Here is a 26,851-nt window from a genome sequence, read left to right as displayed (position 1 = left end):
GACGCGTGTCCTTCGATCCAAGGAAGGACTTCGATGACCACTCAGGACAGCGCCCGCGCGATCCTCGAGCACGTCGGCGGAGCGGCCAATGTGGCCTCGCTCCACCACTGCTCGACCCGCCTCCGCTTCACGCTCGCCGACGACTCGCAGGCCGATGAGGCCGCCCTCAAGGCCACGCCCGGCGTCATCGGCGTAGTGCTGGGCACCCAGACCCAGGTGATCGTGGGCTCGGGCGTCAACGACTACTTCCGCGAGATCGAGAAGATCCGCACCGGGAGCGGCACGCGCGCCGCGGCGCGCGTCGACTCCGCCACGCCGAAGCTGACCCTCAAGCGCGCCGGGTCGGTGTTCATGGACTTCGTCGTCGGCGTCTTCACCCCGATCATCCCCGCCGTCGCCGGCGCGGGAATCTTCAAGTCGTTCCTCATCCTCGCCGTCGCGCTCGGCTGGCTGCAGACGACCGATCAGACCTATCAGGTGCTCACCGCGATCCCCGACGCGGTCTTCTTCTTCCTCCCGCTGCTGGTGACCTACACCGCCGCGAAGAAGCTCGACGTGAACATCCCGCTCGCGCTCGGCATCGTCGGCCTGCTGGTGTTCCCGACCTTCGCGGGTCTTCTCACCCAGGAGGGCGGCGTCGCGCTGTTCGGCCTGACGGTGCCCGCGATCGCGTACAACGCACAGGTGTTCCCCCCGATCCTCGCCGTGCTGCTGCTCGCCGTCGTCGAGCGCTTCGCCCGCCGCATCAGCCCCAGCGTCATCAGCACGTTCCTCGTGCCGTTGATCTGCTTCGTCATCGTGGCGCCCGCCACGATCTTCCTGCTCGGTCCGCTCGGCTTCTTCCTGGGCACCCTGCTGACCGGGGCGATGCTGTGGCTGTACGGCACCCTTGGTTGGATCGCCGTCGCGCTGATGGCCGCCGCCCTGCCGTTCATCGTCTCGGTCGGCATGCACAAGGCGTTCATCCCGCCCACGGTGGCCACGATGGCCTCCGCGGGCAAGGAGAGCTTCTACCTCGTCGCCTCGCTCGCCCACAACCTCGCCGAGGCGGGCTCGAGCCTCGCGATCGCCGTGCGCACGAAGAACAAGACGCTGCGCGGCACCGCGATCTCGTCGGGCATCTCCGCGTTCTTCGGCATCACCGAGCCGGCGCTCTACGGTGTGACGCTGCAGAACCGCCGCGCGATCATCTCGGTCGTCATCGGAGCGTTCGTGGGTGGTTCGTACCTCGGCATCGCGGCGATCTCGGCCTTCGCTCTCGTCAGCCCGGGAGCGGCGTCCATCTCGATGTTCATCGACATGGCCAACCCGTGGAACCTGCTGCACGCGGTCATCGGCGCCCTCGTCGCCATGATCACCTCGTTCATCGTGTCGCTGGTGATCTGGAAGGACTCCGACTCGGCCACCGTGCGTCTGCTCGAGAAGCAGGCGGGCACGTCGACCCCGGTTGCGGCACGCGCCGCAGGCGAGATCGTCGCCCCCATGACGGGTGAGGTCATCGCCCTCGAGAAGGTCGACGACCCGGTGTTCTCGGGAGGCATCCTCGGACCCGGCGTCGCCATCCGCCCCACCGACGGCGAGGTGCGGGCCCCCATCACCGGCACCGTGTCGAGCCTGCTGCCCTCGCGCCACGCGCTCGGCATCCTGGGCGACGACGGCCTCGAGGTGCTCGTGCACGTGGGCCTCGACACCGTGCGCCTCGAGGGCGCGCCCTTCACCGCCCACGTCGCCCAGGGCGACCGCGTCGAGGCGGGTCAGCACGTGCTGACCGCAGACCTCGCGGCGATCGAGGCCGCCGGACTCGACATCACGACGCCCGTCGTCGTGCTCAACGGCGACGCCTACGACGTCGCCCCCCTCGTCACCGGACGCGTCGCCGGGGGCGCCGCTCTGCTGTCGACCGATGCGAAGGAGACCGCGAATGGGATTGCCTGACGGATTCCTCTGGGGCGGCGCACTCGCCGCCAATCAGGCCGAGGGTGCCTGGAACGAAGGGGGCCGCGGTCCCGCGGTCTCGGACGTGTCGAAGTACCGGCCGAACGTCGACCCGCGCGAGTACGCGGTGCACCACCAGCACACGCTGGAGTCCATCGCCGCCGCGATGGCCGATGACGACATCGCCTTCTTCCCCAAGCGCCGCGGCATCGACTTCTACCACCGCTACCGCGAAGACCTGGCATTGTTCGCCGAGATGGGCTTCTCGGTGCTGCGCGTGTCGATCGCCTGGTCGCGGCTGTACCCGACCGGCGAAGAGTTCGAGCCGAACGAGGAAGGCATCGCGTTCTACCTCGACCTCTTCTCAGAGATGCGCCGTCTCGGCATCCGCCCCCTGGTGACCCTGTCGCACTACGACCCGCCGCTCGCGCTCGCCCTGAAGAACAACGCGTGGGTCGACCGCAGCACGATCGCCCTCTTCGAGCGCTTCTCGCGCACGTGCTTCGAGCGCTTCGGCCACCTCGTCGACCTCTGGCTGTCGTTCAACGAGATCGACGGCATCATCCGTCACCCGTTCACCTCGGGCGGCATCATCGACGAGACCGTCGAGGGGTCGCTGGAACAGGCCTGTTACACGGCGCTGCACCACCAGTTCGTGGCATCCGCGTCGGTGACGAAGATGCTGCACGAGATGCGGCCGGAGTCGGAGATGGGGTGCATGCTCACGATGCTCACCACCTACCCGAACACCTGCCACCCCGACGACGTCGCGGCGACCCAGGCCAAGGAACGACTGCTCTATCTGTGCACCGACGTCCAGGCCGGAGGGGCGTACCCGCGGCTGGCGCTGAAGGCGCTCGAGGCCAAGGGCATCACGATCCCCTTCGCCGAGGGCGACGTCGAGCTGCTGCGCGAGCACCCGGTCGACTACATCTCGTTCTCGTACTACATGACCCTCACCGAATCGGTGCGCCCGGATGCCGAGCGGACCCCCGGCAACACGGTGCTCGGCGTGAAGAACCCGTTCCTGCCGTCCAGCGAGTGGGGGTGGCAGATCGACCCGGTGGGCCTGCGCATCTCTCTCGTCGACCTCTACGACCGCTACGGCAAGCCGCTGTTCATCGTGGAGAACGGCCTGGGCATGCGCGACGAGCTCACGGACGACGGCCGTATCCACGACCCGTACCGCATCGACTACTTCCGTTCTCACTTCGCGGAGATGATCCGCGCGGTCGACGAGGGCGTGGAACTGCGCGGCTACACGAGCTGGGCGCCGATCGACATCATCAGCGCCTCGTCGTCGCAGATCTCGAAGAGGTACGGTTTCATCCACGTCGATCAGGACGACCTCGGAAACGGCACCGGCGAACGGCGTCGCAAGGACTCGTTCTTCTGGTACCAGAAGGTCATCGCCTCGAACGGGGCCGACCTGGCGTGACGACCGCACTCGCTGCGCGTCCGCCGGGGTCGACGGAGACACCCATGCAGATCATCAAGAAGGTGCTGAACTCCAGCGTCGTGCTCGTCGAGGACGAGCGCGGCGTGGAGCGCGTGCTGTTGGGTAAGGGCATCGGTTTCGCCGCGCGCCCGGGCGACACCGTCGCGCGGGGATCGACGGACCGGGTGTTCGTCGCGCTCGACGATGCCGATCAACGGAACCTCGTCGAGTTGCTCGCACAGATCCCCGGAGGCTTCGTCGAGCTCACGAGGGCGATCGTGATGGATGCCGAGAAGGCGGGCATCGAACTCGACGCGCACATCTACCTCACGCTCACCGACCACCTGCATTTCGCGGTGGAGCGCCAGCGGCGGGGCCTGCAGGTCACCAACCGCCTGGCGTGGGAGGTGCGAACCGTCTACCCGCGCGAATACGAGGTGGGCCTTCGCGCCCTCGGACTGCTCCGCGACCGCACAGGGGTGTCACTTCCCGACGAGGAGGCCGCCAACATCGCCTTCCACCTCGTCAACTCCGAGGTGGGACGACCGGCCGTCGACTCGATGCGGGTGGTCGGGCTCGTGTCGGACATCACGACGATCGTCACGCACTCCGGGGGAGTGACCCTGGATGCCGACGACCTCCACACCCGTCGGTTCCTCACCCACCTGCAGTTCTTCGCGGAGCGGTTGTTCAGCGACCGCCTCGCCGGTCAGGACGAAGACCTGCTCTTCGCGACCATGACGGCCAAGCACCCGCGCGCCGTCGCGACGGCCGAACGCATCCGCGCGTTCGTCCTCAAGGAGCACGAGGTGGCCATCTCCGACGAAGAGGTGGGCTACCTCGCCCTGCACATCGCTCGCGCCCAGTCGAGCTGAACACCCCGAAAGGTCCCCATGGCACAGCGCACCGCCGTCTTCGGCTCGTCCTCCGGCCTGCACTCCCGCCCCGCGGCGACTCTCGCCCGCGCGGCCGCGGCGTCGAAGCACACCGTCACCCTCGCCGCCGGTGACACCTCCGTCGACGCCCGCAGCATCCTCGCTCTGCTGCAGCTCGGCGTGAAGACGGGCGACGAGGTGGCCCTCGAGGTCGACGGTCCCGAGGCCGACCGCGTCGCCGACGAACTTCAGGCGCTGCTCGAGCAGGATCTCGACGCCGCCTGACCCGATCGCGTGAGGGGCCGCGCCGGGTGTACCCCCCGACGCCCGGCATCCCGGCCCCTCACGTGCCCTCTGGGGTCCGGCCCTTCTCCGTGGCTCGCGTGAGGGGTCGGAATCTGTCGCCTGCCGCCTCACGAGGCGACACTTCGTGACCCCTCACGCGAGCCGGTACCGCGCCCAGCCACGGTGCAGATGCGCCCGGTACCCTGGAAACCATGACCGAACAGCCCCCCGTGCGCACGACGACGCCCCGCTCGGTGCGCCCCGAGGGGGCCCCGGCCGACACCGGCATCCGCCAGGTGCGCCCCAAGACCGAAGGTTGGCAGCAGGCGAAGGACGAGACCGGTCGTCCGCTGCTGCAGTTCGCCAGCCCCAAGCGCGGCAAGCCGCCCGTGCACCTCGCCGACCTCACGCACGACGAGCGCATCGCCAAGCTCAAGGAGCTCGGCCTCCCGGGCTTCCGCGCGAAGCAGCTCGAGAAGCACTACTTCACGCACTACACGTCGGATGCCGCCGACATGACCGACCTCCCGGCATCCGGTCGCGAAGAGCTCGTCGCGGGAATGCTGCCGCCGTTGCTCACCGAGGTGCGCCGGCTCGAGACCGACCGCGGCGACACGATCAAGTTCCTCTGGAAGCTGCACGACGGCGCCCTCGTCGAGTCGGTGCTCATGCGCTACCCCGGCCGCATCACGCTGTGCGTGTCTTCGCAAGCGGGGTGCGGCATGAACTGCCCGTTCTGCGCCACCGGGCAGGCGGGGCTGACCCGCAACATGTCGGCCGCCGAGATCATCGAGCAGATCGTGCGCGCCAACGCCCTCATCGCCGCCGGCGGTCTGGGCGGCAAGAAGCGTGACGACCACTCGCTCGACCGCGTGTCGAACATCGTGTTCATGGGCATGGGCGAGCCGCTCGCCAACTACGCGCGCGTCATGCAGGCGGTGCGCGTGATGGTCGACAAGGAGCACGGCCTGGGCATGAGCGCCCGCGGCATCACGGTGTCGACCGTCGGACTCGTCCCCGCGATCAAGAAGCTCGCCGACGAGGACATCCCGGTGACCTTCGCCCTCTCGCTCCACGCCCCCGACGACCACCTGCGCGACGAGCTCATCCCGGTGAACTCCCGCTGGAAGGTCGACGAGGCCCTCGATGCCGCGCGCGCCTACTTCGACAAGACCGGGCGCCGCGTCTCGATCGAATACGCCCTGATCAAGGACATGAACGACCACGCTTGGCGCGCCGACCTGCTGGCCGAGAAGCTCAACGCCCGCGGTCGCGGCTGGGTGCACGTGAACCCGATCCCGCTGAACCCGACGCCCGGCTCGATCTGGACGGCATCCGAGGTGCCCGTGCAGAACGAGTTCGTACGCCGCCTCAACGACGCCGGCATCCCCACGACCCTCCGCGACACCCGCGGCAAAGAGATCGACGGGGCGTGCGGCCAGCTCGTCGCGACCGAAGAAGACGAGGCGGCGGCGGCGGTCACGCCGGTCGGCTGAGGAGTTTTTGCGCGTCCCCCGATCGGTGGATGCCGCGTCCACCGGCCCGTCGTTCCCGTCGCCGCCCCGCCCCGTCAGACTGAGGTCATGAGCGAGAACGTCGTCGAGGTTGAGAACCTCCGCAAGACTTACAAGGGCGGTCTCGAAGCGTTGCGCGGGGTGTCGTTCGACATCCGCCGGGGTGAGACGTTCGCGCTGCTCGGGCCCAACGGCGCGGGCAAGAGCACGGTCATCGAGATCCTCGAGGGCTATCGCGATCGCACGAGTGGAGACGTACGCGTCCTCGGCGTCGACCCGCACCGCGGCGGCCTCGACTGGAAGGCGCGGCTCGGCATCGTGCTGCAGAACACCGGCGAAGCGCCCACGGCGAGCGTGCGGGAGCTGCTGGCGCACTTCGCCTCGTTCTACCCGCGCCCGCGCGACGTCGACGAGGTCATCGCCTCGGTCGGGCTGAGCGAGAAGGCCAAGGTCTCGGTGCGCAAGCTGTCGGGCGGGCAGCGGCGTCGCGTCGACGTCGCTCTCGGCATCGTCGGCCGACCCGAACTGCTGTTCCTCGATGAGCCGACGACCGGCTTCGACCCCGAGGTCAGACGGCAGTTCTGGGGCCTCATCCGCGACCTGCAACGCGAGGGCACGACGATCCTGCTGACCACCCACTACCTCGACGAGGCAGCCGAACTCGCGGAACGCGCGGCGATCATCGTCGGCGGAGAAATGGCATCCGTCGGTCGTATCGACGAACTCGGCGGACCGGATGCCCGTGTGCCTCTCGTGCGGTGGCGCGAGGGCGGTGAGACCCGCGAGCAGCGCACGCAGGATCCCGGAGCGGTGGTCGCGCAGCTCTACGCCCGTCTCGGCGAACCCGAGCGGCTCGAGGTCGTGCGCCCGAGCCTCGAAGACGTGTACCTCTCGTTCCTCGGCGACGAAGCGCGCCGCACGACCGCGGCGGGAGGCCCCGCGTGAGCCGCGTGCTGCGGCTGGGTGCCGCCCGTGTCGCGTTCGAGGTGCGCTCGTACTTCCGCCAGGGCGACTCGGTGTTCTTCACGTTCCTGTTCCCCGTGATGATCCTGCTGATCTTCGCCGTCGCCTTCGACGCGCAGACCTTCGGCCCGCCCGGAGACGAGGTGGATGCCGCGCAGTTCTACCTCCCCGCGATGCTCGCCGCGGGCGTGCTGCTGTCAGGTCTGCAGAACATGTCGATCGACATCGCGATGGAGCGCAGCGACGGCACGCTCAAACGCCTCGGCGGAACCCCGCTGAGTCCGGTGTCGTACTTCATCGGCAAGCTCGGGCAGGTGCTGGTGACCGGATTCCTGCAGTCGGCGCTGCTCATCGTGGTGGCCGCGGTCTTCTTCGGCGTGCCGCTGCCGACCGACCCGGAGCGTTGGCTGACCTTCGCGTGGGTGTTCCTCCTGGGCGTCACCACCTGCGCGATCCTCGGGATCGGCCTGTCGGCGCTGCCCCGCACCGGCCGCAGCGCCACGGGCGTCGTCATTCCGATCGTGCTGCTGCTGCAGTTCATCTCGGGCGTCTACATCAACTTCGCCGCCCTCCCCGAGTGGCTGCAGAACGTCGCGAGCGTCTTTCCGCTGAAGTGGCTCGCGCAGGGCTTCCGCTCGGTGTTCCTGCCCGAGAGCTTCGCGGCCGGCGAGCCGTCGGGCTCGTGGGACCACCCGCTGATCCTGCTGGTGACGGGGCTGTGGCTGGTGCTGGGACTCGCGCTCGTGCGGCTGACGTTCCGGTGGATCCGGAAGGACGCGTGACGCGCGAGGGGTCAAGATGTGTCGCTTCCGACGATTCGTGGCGACACCTTCCGACCCCTCACGCGGATATCCGGATGCCGCGGCCCCGGTGTCGGTGGCCGGGTCTAGCGTGGAGGAATGGTCGCTTATCGCTATCTCGGTAACAGTGGATTCAAGATCTCGGAGATCACCCTCGGCAACTGGGTGACCCACGGCTCGCAGGTCGGTGACGACGCGGCGATCGCCACGGTGCACGCCGCCCTCGACGCCGGCATCACGACATTCGACACCGCCGACGCCTACGCCAACACGGCCGCCGAGACGGTTCTCGGCAAGGCCCTCGAGGGGCAGCGGCGCGAGTCGCTCGAGATCTTCACCAAGGTCTACTTCCCCACCGGCCCCGCGGGCCCCAACGACACCGGCCTCAGCCGCAAGCACATCATGGACTCCATCAACGGGTCGCTCAATCGCCTGGGCACCGACTACGTCGACCTCTACCAGGCGCACCGCTTCGACTACGAGACGCCGCTCGAAGAGACGTTCCAGGCCTTCGCAGACATCGTGCGCCAGGGCAAGGCGCTCTATATCGGTGTCTCGGAGTGGACGGCAGAGCAGCTGCGCGACGGGCACGCGCTCGCGAAGCAGCTCGGCATCCAGCTCATCTCGAACCAGCCGCAGTACTCCATGCTGTGGCGCGTGATCGAGGGCAAGGTCGTGCCCACCAGCGAAGAGCTCGGCATCTCGCAGATCGTCTGGTCGCCGATGGCCCAGGGCGTGCTGAGCGGCAAGTACCTGCCGGGTCAGCCCGTGCCCGAGGGCTCGCGCGCGACCGACGAGAAGAGCGGTGCCACGTTCATCAAGCGCTTCTTGAACGACGACACCCTCGAAGCCGTTCAGCGCCTCAAGCCCATCGCCGACGAAGCCGGACTCTCGATGCCGCAGCTCGCGATCGCGTGGGTGCTGCAGAACCCGAACATCGCGGCAGCCCTGGTGGGTGCATCGCGACCCGAACAGCTCGCGGACACCGTGAAGGCGTCGGGAGTCACCCTGGATGCCGACACCCTCGCCGCGATCGACTCGGCCCTCGGCGACGCGGTGTACTCCGACCCCGAGAACACCTACGAGGTATCGCCGAAGCAGCGCGTGGCCTGACCCGCGGACGACGGTGGGGCGGGGCTTCGGCTCCGCTCCGCCGCGCTGCGGGGCGCGCTCCGCCGCGTTGCGACGCGAAGAGGGGCGCTCGGCTGCGCCTCAGGCGCCGCTCAGGAGAGGGCAGGGTGGGCGTCGTACTCTGTGCGAATGTCCTTTTCCGCTCACCGGCCGGGCCGCTTCGGCTCCGATGGCCGCATCGAGTTCACGACGGACGAGGAACGCGAGCAGTACCTCGACGACATCCTCGCCGCGCAGAACGCGGCCCACCGCCCCGCCGAGGCCCAGGACCACACGTCCGAGCCGTGGGGCGCGCCGCCCGCAGACGACGAGCCCGTCGACCCGTTCGTCGTCGACGCGCGCGACGCCGAGCCGGTCGAGACGCCCCGCGACGCCGAGCCGGTCGAGACCCCCCGCGACGCCGAGCCGGTCGAGACCGCCCGCGACGACGCCCCCGCCGACGACCACGACACCGTGGTGATCGACCGCTCCGAGCGCTCCCGCCCCGACGACGAGACCGCGGTGATCCCCGACGAGGCGCCCGAGCCCGTGGCATCCGAGCCCGCGGCATCCGAGCCGCGCCAGCCCCGCCTGCGCCGTCACGATCCTCGACGACCGCGTCTGTCGCTGATCCGCCGGATGGCGGTGCTCGGCGGTGCCGACAACGACGTCCTCGACGAGGTGCCCGAAGAGGTGCCGCGCTTCGTGCAGATGTTCCTCGTGCTCGCCGGAACCGCGTTGGTCTCGTCGCTGTCGATGATGTTCGCGCTGCTGACGGGAGTGCGCGTGAGCCTGTGGCTCGCCGTGCCCCTCGCGATCGTGTGGGGCCTCATCATCTTCAACCTCGACCGCTTCCTCACCTCGACGATGCGTTCGACGAAGAACATCTTCCGCCTGCTCGGCCTGGCCATGCCCCGCGTGATCATGGCGGCACTGATCGGCATCGTCGTCGCCGAGCCGCTCGTGCTGCAGGTGTTCCAGAACGACATCGTGCGCGAAGTGAACTCCACCAACGTCACACAGGCCCTCACCGACCAGGATGCCGTGACCAGCGGCCCCGAGAAGCAGGCGCTCGACGCCGCGAGCGCGCAGGTGTCGGCGCTCGAGAACCAGGCGGCGACCGGCATCGTGACCGGAACTTCGTCGACCTCGGCCGAATCCGCCGCGGCTCAGCAGAGCGTCGATCAGCTGACGCAGCAGCTCGCCGCGCAGCAGACCGTCATCGACCAGGCGCGCGCGGTGTACCAGTGCGAGCTCACGGGCCAGGGCGCCGGGACGGTTCCGGGCTGTACGGGCGTCGCCGGCAACGGCGCGAGTTCCGACGCGGCGCAGGCGCAGCTCGCTCAGGCGCAGTCGGCCTACGACTCGCTGTCGACCCAGCTCGCGCAGGCGCAGTCGACCCTCGCCGCCGCGAACTCCGCCGGGGCCGAGGCCGCCGCCTCGTCGGCCGACCAGAACAAGCAGCAGGCCGAGGACCAGCTGCCCGCCGCGCGGGCGCAGTACGAGTCTGCTCTCGCCGCGTACAACGCGCGGGCGTCGTCCGTCGCCGACGGCAACGCAGGAGCGGTGGGTCTGCTCAGTCAGATCACGGCCCTCGAACGCCTGTCGGACCGCGAACCGACGCTGCGCTGGGCGCACTACCTGATCGCCGCGCTCTTCTTCATGATCGAGCTGCTGCCCGTGCTCGTGAAGGTGCTCACCGGGTTCGGTGGTCCCTCCCTGTACGAGAAGGCGGAGAAGATGCGCGGTCAGATCGCCCTCGACCGCGTCTCGGCGCGGACGTTCCGCAAGCGCGCCGACATCATCGCCGACGAGGCGAACCGCGTGCCGGCCACCGTCACCTGATGGTCGTGTGGAGCGCGGGACTGCTGCTGTACCGGCTGACGCCGGAGCCGCAGGTGTTCATCGCGCACATGGGCGGACCGTTCTGGGCGAAGAAGGACGCCGGCGCCTGGTCGATCCCGAAGGGCGAGTTCGACCCCGAGTCCGAGGGGGCTCTGGATGCCGCGCGCCGCGAGTTCCGCGAAGAGCTCGGCGTCGAGCCGCCCCAGGTCGAGTGGGCGGAGCTCGGCACCTTCGCGTCCTCGAGCGGCAAGAAGGTGGTCGTCTTCGTGGGCGACGGCGCCGGGTTCACGGCATCCGACTTCACGTTCGGCACATTCGAGATGGCGTGGCCGCCCCGCTCCGGGAAGACGGCGTCGTTCCCCGAGGTCGACCGCGCGGAGTGGATGGCTCCGGATGCCGCGCGCGAAGCGCTCGTGAAGGGCCAACGCCCCGCGATCGACGCGCTCGAAGCCGCGCTGTCGGAGCTGCCCGCGTCCTGACGCGCCCCGGGCAGAACGCAGGAGAAACGGCGACGGCCCCGACGCCGACCCGCGTGATTGCGGGGGCGCCGGGGCCGTCGGCGTGCGGATCTCCGGAGTTCTGCACGCGAAGCGCGGCGGACACCGGCCCGCGGCGCCGCGCAAGAGCGGCACCGCGGGCCCGGGACGTCACGGACGCAGCAGGATCTTGCCGACGCGGGGCGCGTCGCTCGCGGTGACGGCCTCGACGATGTCGTCGAGACCGAAGGTGGCCGCGACCGGGAGCGTCAGGGTGCCGTCGGCGAGGTAGCGCGACAGCTCGCCGAACAGGGCGCCGCGGGTCTCGGCATCCATCGTCTTGCTGACGACACTGCCCCAGAAGCCCTTCACGGTGGCCTGGCGGAAGATGAGGTCTCCGGCGCCGAGTTCGAGCTTGCCGGCGCCCATCGATCCGAAGATCACGAGCGTGCCGTTCTCGCTCAGCAGCGACAGCACCTGGCCGGCCGCGGGGCCGCCGACCGAGTCGACGCCCGCGACGACCGTGCCGTCGCCGACGAGGGCGAGAGCCTGCTCGCGCCAGTCGTCGGCGTCGGTCGACACGACGTTGTCGATGCCCTGGGCGGCGAGCTCCTCGACGGCGCTCTGGCGGCGCACGAGACCGACGACGTTGACGCCGCGGGCCTTGGCGATCTGCGCGACCATGCGGCCGACGGCACCGTTGGCGGTGTTCTGCACGATCCAGTCGCCGGCCTTCAGGTCGAGCGAGTGCAGCAGGCTGATGGCACTGAACGGCATCGAGACGAGCTGCGAGGCGACCTCGTCGCTCAGGCCCTCGGCGACGGGGATGAGGCCCGCGGCCTTGGTGACGACCTGCTCGGCCCAGACGCCGAAGGTGCCGCCGGTGGCGACGCGCTGGCCGACGGCCAGGTTCTCGACGCCCTCGCCGAGCTCTTCGATGACGCCGACGGCTTCCGTGCCGGCGCGGGCGGGCAGCTCGGGCTTGAAGCCGTAGGTGCCGCGGATGGTCCACAGGTCGTGGTTGTGGATGGGCGACAGCAGCACGCGCAGGCGCACCTCGCCGGGGCCGGGGGTCGGGGTCTCGACCTCTTCGACGCCGAGGACGTCGGCGGGCTCGCCGAACTCGTGGTGGATGACTGCGCGCATGGAATGCCTCCTGTGGTTATTTTGTAACGACTGGTCTAATATAGACCTCGGGCCTGCGAATGCAACCCGGACGACGCTGGTCAGCCGAAGGCGGAGGAAGAACATGGGCCGGATGCCGAGCTTCGATCGCTCCGCCGTCGTCGACGCCGCGCGCGACGTGTTCTGGCGGCGCGGGTACGCCGAGACGGGCATCGCCGAGCTCGAGGACGCCACGGGGCTGACCCGCTCGAGCCTGTACAACGCCTTCGGTAGCAAGCGCGGACTCTTCGACGCTGTCCTCTCGGCCTACCTCGACGATGTGGTCCGCACACGCCTGCGCCCACTGGGCGGGGGAGACCCCGGTGCCCTCGAGGCCTATGTCGACGACATGCGTTCGGCCATCGAGGCCGACGCCCCGCGCGCTCGCCTGGGGTGCCTGCTGCTCAACGCCGGCTCCTCGCCCCTCGCGAGCGAGGACGCCGAGGTGCGCACGCTCGTCTCGGACTACGCGGCCGAGATGCGCGCCGCGATCCGCTCGGCGGTCGCCGACCGTCGCCCCGACCTGACCCCGGATGCCGTGGACGCGCTCGCCGCGGTCTGCGCCTCGCTCGTGGTGGCCGGCCTCACCCTCGCCCGCGCGGATCGCGACGCGGCGCTGGGGACGTTGGCATCCATCCCCTCGACCCTGGAGTCGTGGGGGCGGAGCTGATCCCGCCGCGGCGTCCACTCGAAGGTCGGGTCAGCCCAGCTTGACGGCCGTGCCGTAGGCGACGACCTCTTGGAAGTTCTGCGCCACCTCGCTCGTGTCGAAGCGCATCGCGATCACCGCGTCGGCGCCGACGGCCTGGGCCGCCTCGACGAGACGCTGCTTCGCCTCGTCGCGGCTCTCCTGCAGCTGCTGGGTGAGACCCTGCAGCTCGCCGCCGAAGATCGATTTGAGGCCGGCGCCGAACTGCACCCCGATGTTGCGGGCGCGCACGGTGAGGCCGGTCACTTCGCCGTACACTTCGACGATCTGACGGCCGGGGACATCGTTCATGGTCGTGACGAGCATGCGCTCAGTGTGTCAGGTGATCTAGCGGTGCGCGAGGGGGTGCGCGGAACCACTTTGTGTATACCTAAGACGCGTCCATGGTAGCGTTTTCGCCTTTCGGGGCGCGGAATGCATACACTGGAGGGATGACGGCGAGGGGGCAGCATGCGAGCGAGTGAACGCGCATACGCGACGCTCCTCGACGAGATCCAGACGGGGGTGCTTTCGCCGGGCACCGTGTTGGGCGAGGTCGACCAGTCCACCCGGCTCGGCGTCAGTCGCACCCCGCTTCGCGAGGCGCTGCGCCGGTTGGCATCCGATGGTCTCGTCGCTCAAGCATCGGCCCGCGTGACCGTCGTCGCCGGCATCGACGTCGACGACATCCGCTCCCTCTTCGATCTGCGGCGCGCGCTCGAGACCGAGGCGGCACGCCTGGCGGCCCGGCGCGGTGACCGCGCCGCCTTCCTCGAACTCGCGACCGAGTTCGCCGGCGTCGACACCGCGGACGCCGACGCGTACTACGCCCTCATCGCCCGCTTCGACTCCGCGATCGACGACGCCGTCGACAACGCCTATCTCTCCGCCGCGCTGCGGAGCGTCCGTACTCATCTCGTACGGGTGCGACGCATGGCGCGAGACAACCCCCTTCGCCTCTCGGCATCGACCGGGGAGCATGAACTGATCGCGAGAGCGATCGGCGCCGGCGACCCCGAACTCGCCGCCCACGCCACCCACGTGCACCTGCACAATGCCCTCACCACCATCCTCGAAGCCCTCACGGAGGACCCCTCATGACGATCACCCACCACGTGCGCGTGCACCGCAGCGACGAGAACCTCGCCCGCGAGGGCCAGCTCGCCTGGGCGCTCGCGCGCGTCGCGGTCGACCCGGTGGCCGTCGACGACGACGTGACCGAGATGGTCGTCAACCGCCTCATCGACAACGCCGCGGTCGCCGCAGCCTCGCTCACGCGTCAGCCCGTGAGCGCGGCGCGCCAGCAGGCGCTGGATCACGCCGTGTCGATCGGCGGAGCGGGCGCGACGGTGTTCGGCTGCGCGCTCGAGCGGCACTCCAGCCCCGAGTGGGCGGCCTGGGCCAACGGCGTGGCCGTGCGCGAGCTCGACTATCACGACACCTTCCTCGCCGCGGACTACTCGCACCCCGGCGACAACATCCCGCCCGTGCTGGCCGTCGCCCAGCACACCGGTCGCGACGGCGCCGCCCTCGTGCGCGCCCTCGCCACGGCCTACGAGATCCAGATCGACCTCGTGCGCGCGATCTCGTTGCACAGGCACAAGATCGACCACGTCGCCCACCTCGGACCCGCCGCCGCAGCCGGCATCGGCACCCTGCTCGACCTGGACCAGGAGACGATCTACCAGGCGATCGGCCAGGCCCTTCACGTCACCACCGCCACGCGCCAGTCGCGCAAGGGCGAGATCTCGACGTGGAAGGCACATGCCCCCGCCTTCGCCGGCAAGATGGCGATCGAGGCCGTCGACCGCGCGATGCGCGGCGAGACGAGCCCCTCGCCCATCTACGAAGGCGAAGACGGCGTGATCGCCTGGATGCTCGACGGCCCCGACGCCTCGTACGACGTGCCCCTGCCCGCCGAGGGCGAGAGCAAGCGCGGCATCCTCGACTCGTACACGAAGGAGCACTCCGCCGAGTACCAGGCGCAGGCGTGGATCGACCTCGCCCGACGCCTCGGCACCGAGCGCCCGGAACTGCGGGACCCCGCCAACGTGGCATCCGTTGTCCTGCACACGAGCCACCACACGCACTACGTGATCGGTTCGGGGGCGAACGACCCGCAGAAGTACGATCCGACCGCCTCGCGCGAGACGCTCGACCATTCGATCCCGTACATCTTCGCCGTCGCCCTGCAGGACGGCGCGTGGCACCACGTCGACTCGTACACCCCTGAGCGCGCGGGCCGTGCCGACACCGTCGAGCTGTGGCACAAGGTCACCACGGCCGAGGACGCCGAGTGGACGCGCCGCTACCACTCCGAAGACCCCCACGAGAAGGCCTTCGGCGGCCGCGTCGTCATCACGCTGACCGACGGGTCGATCGTGGAGGACGAGATCGCCGTCGCCGACGCCCACCCGCTCGGCGCGCGGCCGTTCGCCCGCGAGGACTACGTGCGCAAGTTCCGCCTGCTCGCCGAGCCCGTGCTGCTGCCCGACGAGATCGAGCGCTTCCTCGAGCTCGTGCAGCGCCTGCCCGAGCTGACCCCGGCGGAGGTTATGCAGCTCACGATCGTCGCCAAGCCCGGCGTTCTGGCCCTGGCGCCCGCGCCGAAGGGGCTGTTCTGATGCGCGTCGGCGGGTGCGCGCCAGAGAAGCCTGAGCCGCCGGTGGAGGCGCGTTCCGCGTCGTGCGAAACTCCTGATTCTCGTGTAGTCAACGGGCCCCGACGCGCACGGTTCCGCGGAAGCCCGCCCGTTGCGGCACGGTTTTTCAGGAGTTTCGCACGGAGTACGGGAGAGAACTGATGCTGTACGCCCAGACCACCGCTCAGCAGAAGCGTCGCGCGCTGCGCGAGAAGCTGGCATCCGGAGAACTCGTCCGGATGCCGGGAGCCTTCAACCCGCTGTCGGCCCGACTCATCGAGCGCAAGGGCTTCGAGGGCGTCTACATCTCGGGCGCTGTCATCTCGGCCGACCTGGGCCTGCCCGACATCGGACTGACCACGCTCACCGAGGTCGCCGGTCGCGGACAGCAGATCGCCCGCATGACGGAGCTGCCCGCGATCATCGACGCCGACACCGGGTTCGGCGAGCCGATGAACGTCGCACGCACGATCCAGACCCTCGAAGACGCGGGACTCGCCGGCACCCACATCGAAGACCAGGTCAACCCGAAGCGCTGCGGTCACCTCGACGGCAAGAGCGTGGTCGACGCCGACACGGCGATCAAGCGCATCCGCGCGGCGGTCGATGCCCGGCGCGACCCCGACTTCCTCATCATGGCCCGCACCGACGTGCGCGCCGTCGAGGGGCTCGATGCCGCGATCGACCGCGCGAAGGCCCTGGTCGACGCCGGCGCCGACGCGATCTTCCCCGAGGCGATGCGCGACCTCGGCGAGTTCGAGGCGATGCGCTCGGCGCTCGAGGTGCCGATCCTCGCGAACATGACCGAGTTCGGCAAGAGCGAGCTGTTCTCGACGCAGCAGCTGCGCGACGCCGGCGTGAACCTCGTCATCTGGCCGGTCTCGCTGTTGCGCCTCGCGATGGGCGAAGCGGGTCGGGGCCTCGACGCCCTGGCATCCGAGGGTCATCTGCGGGAGCAGCTCGGACAGATGCAGCACCGCGCCGACCTCTACGACCTCATCGACTACGAGGGCTACACCCGCTTCGACGCCGACGTGTTCGACTTCACCGTCGAGCGCTGAGGCCCCGCAGGGCCAGTGAGGCGACAATGTCCCGAAATGCGCAAACCATGTCCCAAAAGTGGTCGTCTGGGCAGGGCTCAGACAACCGAAATCGGGACATGAGCCCCCGTACGAACACCGCACACGACTCAAGGGAGAGACGATGACCGACATCAAGAAGGGCCTCGCCGGGGTCACGGTCGACGAGACCGCCGTCAGCAAGGTGAACCCCGAAACGAACAGCCTGCTGTACCGGGGCTACCCCGTGCAGGAGCTCGCGGCCACGCAGTCGTTCGAGGCGGTGGCGTTTCTACTGTGGAACGGAGAGCTTCCGGATGCCGCGCAGCTCGCCGACCTGCGAAAGACCGAGCGAGCGCACCGGGCGTTGACCGACGACGTCCGCGCCGCGATCGACCTGCTGCCCACGAGCGCCCACCCGATGGACGAGGTGCGCACCGCCGTCAGCGTCATCGGTGCTCGCGAGACGGCCGGGATCTCGAACGTGATGGATGCCGTGGGCACCCCCGAAGAGAACCTCGAGCGCAGCATCCGCCTGTGGGCGCAGCTGCCGGCCGTGGTCGCGTACGGCCAGCGCCGCCGCCGCGGCGAAGAGCTCATCGAACCGCGGGGCGACCTGGACTACGCGGCGAACTTCCTCTGGATGACGTTCGGCGAGGAGGCCGACGAGGTCGTCGTCGACGCGTTCAACCGCTCGATGATCCTGTACGCCGAGCACTCCTTCAACGCCTCGACCTTCACGGCGCGCGTGATCGCGTCGACCCTCAGCGACCTCTACTCCGCCGTCGTCGGCGCGATCGGCGCCCTCAAGGGCTCGCTGCACGGCGGTGCGAACGAGGCCGTGCTGCACGTGTTCACCGAGATCGGCTCGGCCGAGAACGTCGGGCCGTGGCTCGACACCGCCCTCGCCGAGAAGCGCAAGATCATGGGCTTCGGCCACCGCGTCTACAAGCGGGGAGACTCGCGCGTCCCCACGATGAAGGCCGCGCTCGACACCCTGGTGGAGCACTACGACCGCCCCGACGTCGCCGCCCTCTACGACGCCCTCGAGTCGCAGTTCGTCGAGCGCAAGGGCATCTACCCGAACCTCGACTACCCCTCGGGGCCCGCCTACGACCTGATGGGCTTCGACACCCTGACCTTCACCCCGCTGTTCGTCGCGGCGCGCGTGACGGGCTGGACCGCGCACATCCGCGAGCAGCAGGCCTCGAACGCGCTGATCCGCCCGCTGTCGGAGTACGTCGGCGCCGACGAGCGGCACATCGAGGGCTACGTTCCGGATGCCGATGACCTTGAGGCCCAGGCACGCCCCGAGGAAGCCGCGGGCTGATGTCGGCGCCGAAGATCGTCCTCGTCTCGGGAGCGCGCACGCCCATCGGGTCGTTCGGCGGCGCCCTGTCGGGCGTCGACGCGTACGAGCTCGGTGCGGTCGCGGTCTCGGAGGCCCTGCGTCGCGCCGGCGTCGCGAAAGACGACGTCGACGAGGTCGTCATGGGTTGCATCGCCCAGAACGGCCCCGACGCCTACAACGCGCGTCGCGTCGCGCTCGCCGCGGGACTGCCCACGCGCGTGCCCGCTTTCACGGTGAACCGCCTCTGCGGCTCGGGCCTGCAAGCCATCTGGTCGGCGGCTCAAGAACTGCGGTGGGGCGGCATCGACGTCGCCGTGGCCGGGGGCGACGAGAGCATGTCGCGCACGCCCTTCCTCGAGTACGGCGCGCGGGGCAACTCCCGCCTCGGCGACCGGACGCTGCTCGACGGCACGCTCGCGATCCTCACCGACCCGTTCAGCGGTCGGCACATGGGAACGACGGCCGAGGTCGTGGCATCCCGATTCTCCGTCTCCCGAGAAGAACAGGACGCTTTCGCCGTCGAGAGTCAGCGGAGAGCTGCGACGGATGCCGCGCGCGCGGCCTTCTCGGAAGAGATCGTGCCCGTGACCACCGGTGGCCGGAAATCGGTCGAGGTCTCGGTCGACGAGCACCCGCGGCCGGGGACGACTCTCGAGGCGCTGGCCGGGCTGCGACCGGCGTTCGAGAAGGACGGCTCGGTCACCGCCGGCAACTCCTCGGGCATCAACGACGGTGCGGCAGCGACGGTGCTGATGCGCGAGGACGACGTGCGCGAGCGCGGATTGACCGGACTGGCGACCCTCGAGGCCGTGACCACCGCGGGCGTCGACCCCGAGATCATGGGCTACGCCCCGGTCATCGCCCTGCAGCGGCTGTGGGAGCAGACGGGGCTCACCCCCGCCGACGTCGACGTGATCGAACTGAACGAGGCCTTCGCTGCCCAGGCGGTCGCGGTCATCCGCGACGGCGGCCTCGACCCCGAGAAGGTGAACCCCTACGGCGGGGCGATCGCCCTCGGCCACCCGGTCGGAGCGACGGGCGCGATCCTCACCGTGCGCGCGGCCCTCGACCTGCAGCGCCGCGACCTCGAGTACGCGGTCGTGACGATGTGCATCGGCGGCGGTCAGGCCCTCGCGGCGCTGTTGCGGCGGTACTGACCCGGGGCGGGCGCTCGCGCGCTCGCGCGAGGGGTCAGAAAGTGTCGCCTGGCCGCGCTCCAGGCGACAGGAAACGACCCCTCACGCGGGGTGCGGGTTCGGTCCGTCCCCTCACGCGGGAGGCGTGAGGGACAGGAACACGTCGACCTCGTCTTCGGAGTCGAGGGTGAAGCCGGCGCGCTCGTAGAGGCGGCGGGCGGGGCTGCCCTGCAGCACGTTCAGGCGCGTCGGGCCGTCGTGCGGTTCGGCCAGCACCTGTGCCAGCACGGCGCCGCCGACGCCGCGACCCTGCAGCGCGGATGCCAGGTAGAAGTGCTCGATCCAGCGGCTCGCTCCGTCGGGCCGGACCGTGATGGAGCCGGCATCCGCCCCGTCGACGACGATGATGCGCGTCCGCTCCGGGTGGAAGCCGTCGCGCAGGCGCTGGCGCACGCGATGTTCGTCGAAGCGGCCGAGGCGTTCGAGGTCGGCGCGCAGCACCTCGGCGCGCAGCTCGACGAGCCACTCGATGTCACCGGCGACGGCCGGGCGCAGGCGAAACTCCACCCCTGAAGCCTAGAACCGCGTGAGTCGCCAGATTCTGTCGCCGGCGGGCCGGTTGAAGCGACACATTCTGGCGACTCACGCGCGGCGCGGCCCCGGGATACTGGTCGTATGAGCGTGTTCCTTCTGGGCGGCGGGCGCGATGTCGCGCGCTGCGGCGAGCTTCTGCGTCCTTTCGTCGCCGAGGCGCGACAGCGAGCCGCGGATCGCGCGCCCGAGATCGCGCTGCTGCTCGTGCTCGAAGCCGACGACGATTCGTCGGTCGCGCGCTTCACGGCGATGCTCGAGAGCGCGGGCGCGGCAGCGGCGGAGATCCGCGTCGAGTCGATCGTCGAGGGTGAGGTCTTCGCGGCCGCGGCGCTCGAGGCCGATGCTCTGATCGTGGGCGGCGGCCTGACTCCGGCGTACCTGGACGCATTCGAAAAGATCCGGGATGCCGTGACCGACCGCGTCCGCGAGGGAGTCCCGTACGCGGGGTTCTCGGCCGGATCGGCGATCGCCGCCGGGCCCGCGCTCGTCGGCGGATACCGCGTGCGCGGAGTCGAGGTCGGCTCGGAGGACGCGGCCGAAGAGCTCGAGGAGGTCGAGGTGCGCCCGGGCCTGGGGCTTCTGGACTTCGCCGTCGACGTGCACGCCGCCCAGTGGGGGACCGTGTCGCGCCTCGTGGCCGCGATCGACGCGGGGCTCGTCGCCGAGGGCGTGGCGATCGACGAGCACACGGCCCTGGTGATGTCGGCGCAGGCGGCCCCGGCCGTCCGGGGCAGTGGGCAGGTCTGGCGCGTCGAGTCCGCGGCATCCGGAGTGCACGTCCAGGTGCTCCGCACAGACGTCTCACCCGCGTGAGGGGTCGATAAGCGTCGCCTCCCGCGCGTCCGGGCGACACTATCTGACCCCTCACGCGAAGGGGAACGGCCCCCACCCCATCGGGTGAGGGCCGTTCCGCTGTCCAGCGTCAGACCGTGCGACGTCGGCGTAGTGCGAAGGCGAGACCGCCCGCGACCACGAGCATGCCGCCCGCGAGGGCGATGCCCCAGGGGCCCTGTGCCCCGGTCGCGGCGAGAGTGCCCGCGCGGGCGACCTGGATCGTGAGCGCGGGGAGCACGGTGCCGTCGGCGCGCGCGATGACGACCGTGTGCGCGCCGGGCTCGAGAGCCGCGGGTACGCCCACCCGGAAGGTCACCGTGCCCGAGGCATCGGCGGCCGGGATGCCGGTGATGACGATCGGCGTGCTGTTCAGCGTGGCCGTCAGCTGCTCGCCCGCGTTCAGCCCCGAGACGGTGACCGTGAACGATCCGCCCTGCTCGACGCGGGTCGCGCTCGCACTCACCGTGACCGAGGTCGACGGCGACGACGTCGGGGTGCCGCCGGGCTGACCCGTGGGGCTCGTCGTCGGGGTCGGGGTCGGGGTCGGCGTCGGCGTGGCAGTTCCCTCGTCGACGGGCTTCGTGCCGGTCAGGTAGGCCCGACCCAGCGGCGACGGGGCGATGCTCTTCTTCGCGGTGAAGAAGTCGACGGTGGCCTGCAGGTCGATCTGACCGGAGTCGGCCTTGCTCGTGCCCTGTGCGAAGGCGGTGAAGTTGTCGCCGCCGGCCGCCAGGAACGAGTTGGTCACGACGCGGTAGGACGCCTTTTCGTCGATCGCCTTTCCGTTCAGCTGGACCGACGTGATGTGTGAGCCGGCGGCGGCGTTCGGGTCGTATTCGAAGGTGAAGCCCTTCGAGACGCCGAGCGCGAGAACCGGTCGCGCGGCACCCGAGGGCTGCCACTGCTGCTCGAGCACCTGCTTCAGCTGGGCCCCCGTGAGCGAGAGCGTCACGAGGGTGTTGCCGAAGGGCTGCACGTTCGCCGCCTCGCGGTACGAGACCGAACCGTTGTCGGAACCGTAAAGCAGGTCGGCGCGCAGGCCGCCGGGGTTCATGAACGCGATCTGTGCGTCCTGTCCGTTGAATGAGGGGTTCTCGCTCGTGGCCCAGAGGTAGACGTCGGCCACGGTGTTGCCGAGGGTGGAGTACGCGCCGCGGTCTTCACCTCCGGAGCCGTTCTTCGCGCGGGTGATGTCGGCGGTGATGGTGCCGACCTCGACCTTGCCCTTCGTCTCGGCGGTGGCCTTGGCCTCGGCCACGATCTTCGCCGTCGCCGCCTGCGGATAGGCGATGTACTGCGTCACCGCGGGGTCGAGCAGCGAGCGCACACCGGGCGTGATCGAGGCGAGCGTGCCGTCGGCATTCAGATCGATGTCGAGCGTGCCGAGGTTCGTGCCGTACGAGCCGGTCTGGATGACCGAGCGACCGCCGATGGTGCACGAGTACTTCTGGTGCGTGTGCGCCGAGACGATCGCGTTCACATCGGCCGAGGCGCCGCGGACGACGGCGCCGAAGTCGGTCGTCTCGGTGGCGATCGTGGTGCAGTCCGTGCTCTCGGAGCCGTCGTGAACCAGGACGATGACGATGTCGGCACCCGCCGCGCGGGCGTTCTTCGCCTCGCGGTTGATGGCCTCGGTCTCGTCACCGAACTCGATCGTGGTGATCTTCGACGGGTCGACCATGCCCGCGGTCTGGGGCGTCACGGTGCCGACGAACGCGACCTTCGTGTTGCCGACCTGCTTGATCGTGTACGGCTTCAGAGCGGGGGTCTTCGTGCCCTTGTTGTAGACGTTGGCCCCGAGGGCGAAGTCGCTGAAGGCATCTGCGTTCGGATCGGCCTCGTACTTCTGGATGACTCGTCCGGTGAGGTCGGCGAAGCCGCGGTCGAACTCGTGGTTGCCCACCGCGCTGACATCGAGCGTCGCGGCCCGGAGGGCTTCGATCGTCGGGGTGTCCTGGTCGATGAACGACTCGAAGGCGCTCGCGCCGATGTTGTCACCCGCCGACACGAACAGCGTGTTCGGGTTCTGCTGGCGGTACTTCTCGACCGCCCCCGCGAGCACGCCTGCGCCCGCGACGCCCCCGGTCTCCTGGAGCAGGCGCCCGTGGAAGTCATTGATCGTGAGGATCTGCAGGTCGGGCGTCTTCGGCTGCGTCGGGCGGACCTCGAACACGGTGGTGGTGCCCGAGACCTCGTTGCCGGTGACCAGCAGCGGCACGCCGGTCGGCGAACGCAGGGCCGACACGAAGGCGATGCCCTCGGGGCCGAGGTCTCCGGCGGCGGCCGTCTTGACGTCGGCTGCGGCGTTGCGGTTGTTGACGTAGGTGACGTACGTCGCCGTGGTCGGGTCGGTGATGTCGTAGACCATCACGCCGCCCGCGCGCTCGAGGCCGATGAAGGCGTAGGTGCGACCGTCGACCACGCCGATCGTGACGTTCTCGGGCTCGGGGCCCTTGTCGTCGCTGCGGTCGTCGACGGTGTTGTTGTCGTTCGAGACGTTGAACAGCTGCGGGGCGACCTCTTTGAGCTTCTGCTCGAACTGGTCGCCCGAGTCGAAGACGAGCGCACCCTTGGTGTCCCAGATCGAGAACGAGCGGCCGCCGTAGGCGTAGAGCTCGCTGTAGCAGCCGTCGGCGGTCTTGCCGAGGTCGGTCACGACCTTCAGCCGACCGAGGTCGGTGTCGGCCGAGCGGCCGGCCAGCGGTGAGGTGGCGCAGACCGCGCCGAGGCCGTTCTTGCCGAGGTCCTTGATGCGGGCCTCGTCGGTGAACGTGCCCCACTCGCGGCCGTCGCCCTCGTTCGCGGTGACGAGGTACGTCGCCGCCTTGCCGTTGGTGGTCGCCGAGTACGACGCGATCCCGTCCGGCATGTACAGGCCCTTCAGGCCCGCGACGGTGCGAATGTTCGCGCCGTCCTTGTCGCTCGGGTCGAGTCCGACGGTGCCCCAGTCCTTGTAGCCGAGGGGCAGGATGCCGGTCACCTCGGCCTTCGTGAGATCCACCGTCGCGACGGCGTTGTTCTCCTGCAGGGTGACGTAGGCCACGGTGCCGTCGGTCGTGATGTACTCCGGCTCGAGGTTGCGCGAGACGCGGTTGGTCGACAGGGGCTCGGCACCCTGGTTCGGGGCGGCGACGTCGGGGCCGAACACGCGAACCTTGGAGTCGAGCGTCTTGCTCCCGCCGGGCTCGAAGGCGCGGAAGCCCGCCGTCTTGACGGCGCTCTGCGCGGGGGCAGAGAGCGCGGACGACAGCGCGATGACGCTGACCGAGCCCTCGGGGTCGACCGAGAAGTTCGCCGCCGGCTCGCCCTCGTTGGCGACGACGGCGTAGGAGCCGTCCTTCGAGAAGGTCACCATGTCGGGAAGAGCGCCGACGGTGACCTCGCCGAGCTTCGCGCTCGCGGCATCCGTCTTGTTGGCGTCGAAGAAGACGAGGTGACCGGGGTCGGTCTTCGTGGTCGCTTCGAAGGCGATGACGCCGAGGCCGTCGTCGCGGACCGCGACCGAGTTGGCGACACCGTTCGAGGAGATGTCGAACAGCTTGACCGGCTTCTTGGGGTCGCTGTTGTCGAGCACCGTCACGGTACCGGCTTGCGCGTTGACGACGAAGAGGCGGTCGCGGTAGGCCTGGACGATCTCGGCCGCGGATTCCTTGTAGACGCCGGTGTCGTAGGAGCCGACCGGAGTGACCGACAGGGCGGCACCGGCGGCGCTGTTCGAGACGGGCTGGGGGACGATCGCGGCGGAGGCCGCGGTGGCGCTCGACAGGGCGAGCGCGCACACCGCCGCGGTCGTCGCGGTGAACGCGGCGGCGCGGCGGAGGAAGGTCGAAGGCATGGCTGTGTCCTCGGGTTCGGGTGGGGGAACGACCCGCGCGGGCGGCGCGATCTTGTGGATTTTGCCTGCAGTTCGTGACGACCCGCTGAACGGGGGGGGAACGCGCCGGCGTGGGTCCCCGATGCCTCCGGGCGGTCTTACCCTCGTCGCATGAGTGAGAACGTCTCGGCGGCCGCCCCCGGCGCGCACCCCGATGAGCCCCACCGCCAGGGACTCTCCCAACGACTCAACTGGCTGCGCGCCGGCGTGCTCGGCGCCAACGACGGCATCGTCTCGACCGCCGCGGTCGTTGTCGGTGTCGCGGGCGCCACGAGCGACACCGGTCCGGTGCTCGTCGCGGGTCTCGCCGCCCTCGTCGGTGGCGCCATCTCGATGGCGCTCGGTGAGTACGTCTCCGTGTCGAGCCAGCGCGACAGCGAGCACGCCCTCATTCAGAAAGAGAAGCGCGAGCTCGCCGAAGATCCCGAGGCCGAGCTCGCCGAGCTCGTGGGCATGTACGAGGCGCAGGGTCTGTCTCGCGACACCGCGACGCGCGTGGCGAACGAGCTCACGGCATCCGACGCCCTCAAGGCCCACCTCTCGGTCGAGCTGAACATCGACGCCGAAGACGTCGTGAGCCCGTGGGCCGCGGCCTTCGCGTCGGCGGTCGCCTTCACCATCGGCGCCCTCTTGCCGCTCGCGACGATCCTGCTCGCGCCGGTCGAGATCCGCGTTCCGCTCACCTTCGTCGCCGTGCTCATCGCGCTCGCGATCACGGGCTACGTCGCCGCCGTGCTCGGTGGGGCGCGGCGCGGGCGGGCGGTGCTGCGCACGGTGATCGGCGGGGCGCTCGCGCTCGCCGCGACCTACGCGGTCGGTGCGTTGTTCGGGGTCTCCGCCTCGTAGTCGGTACCTCTATCAATTAGTAGGACGTCCAGCTAATCTGAGGGGAGCGACGACGCCGTCGCCTTCCGAAGGAGAGCCGCATGGACACCACCCCTGCTCCCGCGCTCGACGCCCCGTCGACCGGCACCCTGAGTTCCGACGAGCGCGACGCCATCCTCGACGCCGTGCGCGACTTCGCCGCGACCGAGTTCGCCCCGCACACCCTCGAATGGGATGCCGAGAAGCACTTCCCCCGCGACGTGCTGCGCCGCGCGGGGGAGCTGGGTCTCGGCGGCGTCTACGTCAACGACGACGTGGGCGGCGCCGGGCTGTCGCGTGCCGACGCGGTGGCGATCTTCGAGGAGCTCGCCTACGGCGACCCGACGGTCACGGCCTACATCACGATCCACAACATGGTGGCGTGGATGATCGACACGTACGGCACCGCCGAGCAGCGCGAGCGGTGGCTGCCGTCGCTGGTGGCCATGGAAGACCTCGGCGCCTACTGCCTCACCGAACCGGGTGCCGGGTCGGATGCCGCGGCCATCGCCACCTCGGCCATCCGGCACGGCGAGACCTACGTGCTGACGGGGGTCAAGCAGTTCATCTCGGGCGCCGGCGAGGCGTCGGTCTACGTCGTCATGGCGCGGACCGGGGAGCCCGGAGCACGCGGGATCAGCGCCTTCATCGTTCCCGCCGACGCCAAGGGGCTGTCGTTCGGACCGAACGAGAAGAAGATGGGGTGGAACGCTCAGCCCACCCGCCCCGTGATCCTCGACGAGGTGCGCGTTTCCGCCGAGAATCTGCTCGGCGGTGAGGGGCGCGGCTTCTCGATCGCGATGAACGCCCTCAACGGCGGCCGCCTCAACATCGCCACGTGCTCGATCGGCGGGGCGCGCTGGGCGCTCGACCGTGCGATCTCCTACGTGCACGAGCGCTTCACGTTCGGCGAAGCCCTCGCCGAGAAGCAATCGGTCGTGTTCGCGGTGGCCGACATGGCGACCGAGCTCGAAGCCGCGCGACTGCTCGTGCGCGATGCGGCGACCGCGCTCGATGCGAAGGCTCCGGATGCCGCGACCCGGTGCGCCATGGCGAAGAGGTTCGCGACCGACGTCGGCTTCCGCGTCGCCAACGAATCGCTGCAGCTGCACGGCGGCTACGGCTACCTGCAGGACTACGGCATCGAGAAGGTCGTGCGCGATCTGCGCGTGCACCAGATCCTCGAGGGGACCAACGAGATCATGCGGCTCATCGTCGGCCGCAGCGTCCTCGCCGCGTGAGGTGCGCCGTGTTCGGTTCGGGGCGGATTCCGTCACTCGGGGCGTGAATTCCCTGCCCCGAACGGCAGGATCCGCCCCGAACCCGGCCGACGCCACCGCGGACAGCGCCGACGCCGACGCGCCGCGGCAAGACCCTCGATCGATGTCGGTGGGGCGTGCGAGCAT

23 protein-coding genes are annotated in these 26,851 nt (G+C 69.8%); 19 read left to right on the top strand and 4 right to left on the bottom strand.

Translation table 11 applies throughout. From position 1 onward, the window contains the following. Positions 1-33: 33 nt before the first annotated feature. From ASE56_RS02230 to ASE56_RS02185, 10 genes are all read left to right on the top strand, one after another. Positions 34-1,935, top strand: coding sequence for a beta-glucoside-specific PTS transporter subunit IIABC (locus ASE56_RS02230; RefSeq protein ID WP_056224541.1), 1,902 nt, complete (start codon positions 34-36; stop codon positions 1,933-1,935). Continuing rightward, a complete protein-coding gene (locus tag ASE56_RS02225) occupies positions 1,922-3,373 on the top strand; it encodes a glycoside hydrolase family 1 protein (RefSeq protein ID WP_056224539.1) in 1,452 nt (483 codons plus the stop codon). Before ASE56_RS02230 ends, ASE56_RS02225 begins: the two co-directional genes overlap by 14 nt. Before the next feature lie 44 nt (positions 3,374-3,417). After that, complete coding sequence (locus ASE56_RS02220) at positions 3,418-4,248, top strand: PRD domain-containing protein (protein ID WP_056224537.1); 831 nt, start codon at positions 3,418-3,420, stop codon at positions 4,246-4,248. An 18-nt stretch (positions 4,249-4,266) separates the two neighbouring features. Further along, positions 4,267-4,533, top strand: a complete 267-nt coding sequence (locus ASE56_RS02215) for an HPr family phosphocarrier protein (protein ID WP_056224536.1) — start codon at positions 4,267-4,269, stop codon at positions 4,531-4,533. Between the two features lie 212 nt (positions 4,534-4,745). Continuing rightward, positions 4,746-6,029, top strand: coding sequence for a 23S rRNA (adenine(2503)-C(2))-methyltransferase RlmN (rlmN, locus tag ASE56_RS02210; protein ID WP_056224534.1), 1,284 nt, complete (start codon positions 4,746-4,748; stop codon positions 6,027-6,029). Positions 6,030-6,116: 87 nt separating this feature from the next. Then, on the top strand, positions 6,117-6,992 hold the full coding sequence (locus ASE56_RS02205; protein WP_056224533.1) for an ABC transporter ATP-binding protein: 876 nt from the start codon (positions 6,117-6,119) through the stop codon (positions 6,990-6,992). Beyond that, positions 6,989-7,792 (top strand): ABC transporter permease, encoded by an 804-nt coding sequence (locus ASE56_RS02200; protein WP_056224531.1) that lies wholly within the window; start codon positions 6,989-6,991, stop codon positions 7,790-7,792. The genes ASE56_RS02205 and ASE56_RS02200 overlap by 4 nt, the downstream gene beginning before the upstream one ends. Positions 7,793-7,909: 117 nt before the next feature. Then, positions 7,910-8,923: an aldo/keto reductase family protein gene (locus ASE56_RS02195; protein WP_056224530.1), complete on the top strand. Its 1,014-nt coding sequence runs from the start codon at positions 7,910-7,912 to the stop codon at positions 8,921-8,923. Positions 8,924-9,070: 147 nt separating this feature from the next. Next, positions 9,071-10,765 (top strand): DUF4407 domain-containing protein, encoded by a 1,695-nt coding sequence (locus tag ASE56_RS02190; protein ID WP_056224528.1) that lies wholly within the window; start codon positions 9,071-9,073, stop codon positions 10,763-10,765. Beyond that, positions 10,765-11,244 carry an NUDIX domain-containing protein gene (locus ASE56_RS02185; RefSeq protein WP_056224526.1) on the top strand — a complete coding sequence of 160 codons (480 nt, stop codon included), beginning with the start codon at positions 10,765-10,767 and terminating at the stop codon, positions 11,242-11,244. The genes ASE56_RS02190 and ASE56_RS02185 overlap by 1 nt, the downstream gene beginning before the upstream one ends. Positions 11,245-11,412: 168 nt before the next feature. Here ASE56_RS02185 and ASE56_RS02180 read toward each other — a convergent pair whose 3' ends face one another. Beyond that, positions 11,413-12,387, bottom strand: coding sequence for a zinc-binding dehydrogenase (locus ASE56_RS02180; RefSeq protein ID WP_056224525.1), 975 nt, complete (start codon positions 12,385-12,387; stop codon positions 11,413-11,415). A 112-nt stretch (positions 12,388-12,499) separates the two neighbouring features. Here ASE56_RS02180 and ASE56_RS02175 point away from each other — a divergent pair, with 112 nt between their 5' ends. After that, entirely contained in the window at positions 12,500-13,075 is a 576-nt protein-coding gene (locus ASE56_RS02175) for a TetR/AcrR family transcriptional regulator (protein ID WP_235556908.1), read from the top strand. 30 nt (positions 13,076-13,105) lie between these two features. On the opposite strand, the gene ASE56_RS02170 is transcribed toward ASE56_RS02175, so the two are convergent. Further along, a complete protein-coding gene (locus tag ASE56_RS02170; protein WP_056224521.1) occupies positions 13,106-13,420 on the bottom strand; it encodes a YbjQ family protein in 315 nt (104 codons plus the stop codon). A gap of 144 nt (positions 13,421-13,564) precedes the next feature. Here ASE56_RS02170 and ASE56_RS02165 point away from each other — a divergent pair, with 144 nt between their 5' ends. The 5 genes from ASE56_RS02165 to ASE56_RS02145 all read left to right on the top strand — a co-directional run bounded on the left by ASE56_RS02165 (position 13,565) and on the right by ASE56_RS02145 (position 19,300). Further along, entirely contained in the window at positions 13,565-14,194 is a 630-nt protein-coding gene (locus ASE56_RS02165) for a GntR family transcriptional regulator (protein ID WP_056224519.1), read from the top strand. Further along, the gene (locus ASE56_RS02160) at positions 14,191-15,717 is read left to right on the top strand and encodes an MmgE/PrpD family protein (protein WP_056224517.1); all 1,527 of its coding nucleotides are present in this window, start codon (positions 14,191-14,193) and stop codon (positions 15,715-15,717) included. Before ASE56_RS02165 ends, ASE56_RS02160 begins: the two co-directional genes overlap by 4 nt. Positions 15,718-15,895: 178 nt before the next feature. Further along, positions 15,896-16,795 carry a methylisocitrate lyase gene (gene prpB, locus ASE56_RS02155; RefSeq protein WP_056224515.1) on the top strand — a complete coding sequence of 300 codons (900 nt, stop codon included), beginning with the start codon at positions 15,896-15,898 and terminating at the stop codon, positions 16,793-16,795. Between the two features lie 142 nt (positions 16,796-16,937). Continuing rightward, positions 16,938-18,122, top strand: a complete 1,185-nt coding sequence (locus ASE56_RS02150) for a bifunctional 2-methylcitrate synthase/citrate synthase (protein ID WP_056224514.1) — start codon at positions 16,938-16,940, stop codon at positions 18,120-18,122. Continuing rightward, positions 18,122-19,300, top strand: coding sequence for a thiolase family protein (locus ASE56_RS02145; protein ID WP_056224511.1), 1,179 nt, complete (start codon positions 18,122-18,124; stop codon positions 19,298-19,300). Before ASE56_RS02150 ends, ASE56_RS02145 begins: the two co-directional genes overlap by 1 nt. 111 nt (positions 19,301-19,411) lie before the next feature. Here ASE56_RS02145 and ASE56_RS02140 read toward each other — a convergent pair whose 3' ends face one another. Beyond that, a complete protein-coding gene (locus tag ASE56_RS02140) occupies positions 19,412-19,846 on the bottom strand; it encodes a GNAT family N-acetyltransferase (RefSeq protein ID WP_056224510.1) in 435 nt (144 codons plus the stop codon). A 108-nt stretch (positions 19,847-19,954) separates the two neighbouring features. Between ASE56_RS02140 and ASE56_RS02135 the strand changes: the two genes are divergently transcribed. Next, the gene (locus ASE56_RS02135) at positions 19,955-20,686 is read left to right on the top strand and encodes a Type 1 glutamine amidotransferase-like domain-containing protein (protein ID WP_056224509.1); all 732 of its coding nucleotides are present in this window, start codon (positions 19,955-19,957) and stop codon (positions 20,684-20,686) included. A 109-nt stretch (positions 20,687-20,795) separates the two neighbouring features. On the opposite strand, the gene ASE56_RS02130 is transcribed toward ASE56_RS02135, so the two are convergent. Continuing rightward, positions 20,796-24,542 (bottom strand): choice-of-anchor I family protein, encoded by a 3,747-nt coding sequence (locus ASE56_RS02130; RefSeq protein WP_056224508.1) that lies wholly within the window; start codon positions 24,540-24,542, stop codon positions 20,796-20,798. 150 nt (positions 24,543-24,692) lie between these two features. Here ASE56_RS02130 and ASE56_RS02125 point away from each other — a divergent pair, with 150 nt between their 5' ends. Both ASE56_RS02125 and ASE56_RS02120 read left to right on the top strand, forming a co-directional pair. Beyond that, complete coding sequence (locus ASE56_RS02125) at positions 24,693-25,427, top strand: VIT family protein (protein ID WP_056224507.1); 735 nt, start codon at positions 24,693-24,695, stop codon at positions 25,425-25,427. Positions 25,428-25,507: 80 nt separating this feature from the next. After that, complete coding sequence (locus ASE56_RS02120) at positions 25,508-26,686, top strand: acyl-CoA dehydrogenase family protein (RefSeq protein ID WP_056224505.1); 1,179 nt, start codon at positions 25,508-25,510, stop codon at positions 26,684-26,686. Positions 26,687-26,851 lie beyond the last annotated feature (165 nt).

The sequence above is a fragment of the Microbacterium sp. Leaf203 genome, assembly GCF_001421275.1.
In the GTDB taxonomy this organism is placed as follows: domain Bacteria; phylum Actinomycetota; class Actinomycetes; order Actinomycetales; family Microbacteriaceae; genus Microbacterium; species Microbacterium testaceum_A.
This window is presented reverse-complemented; position numbering and strand designations above follow the sequence as displayed.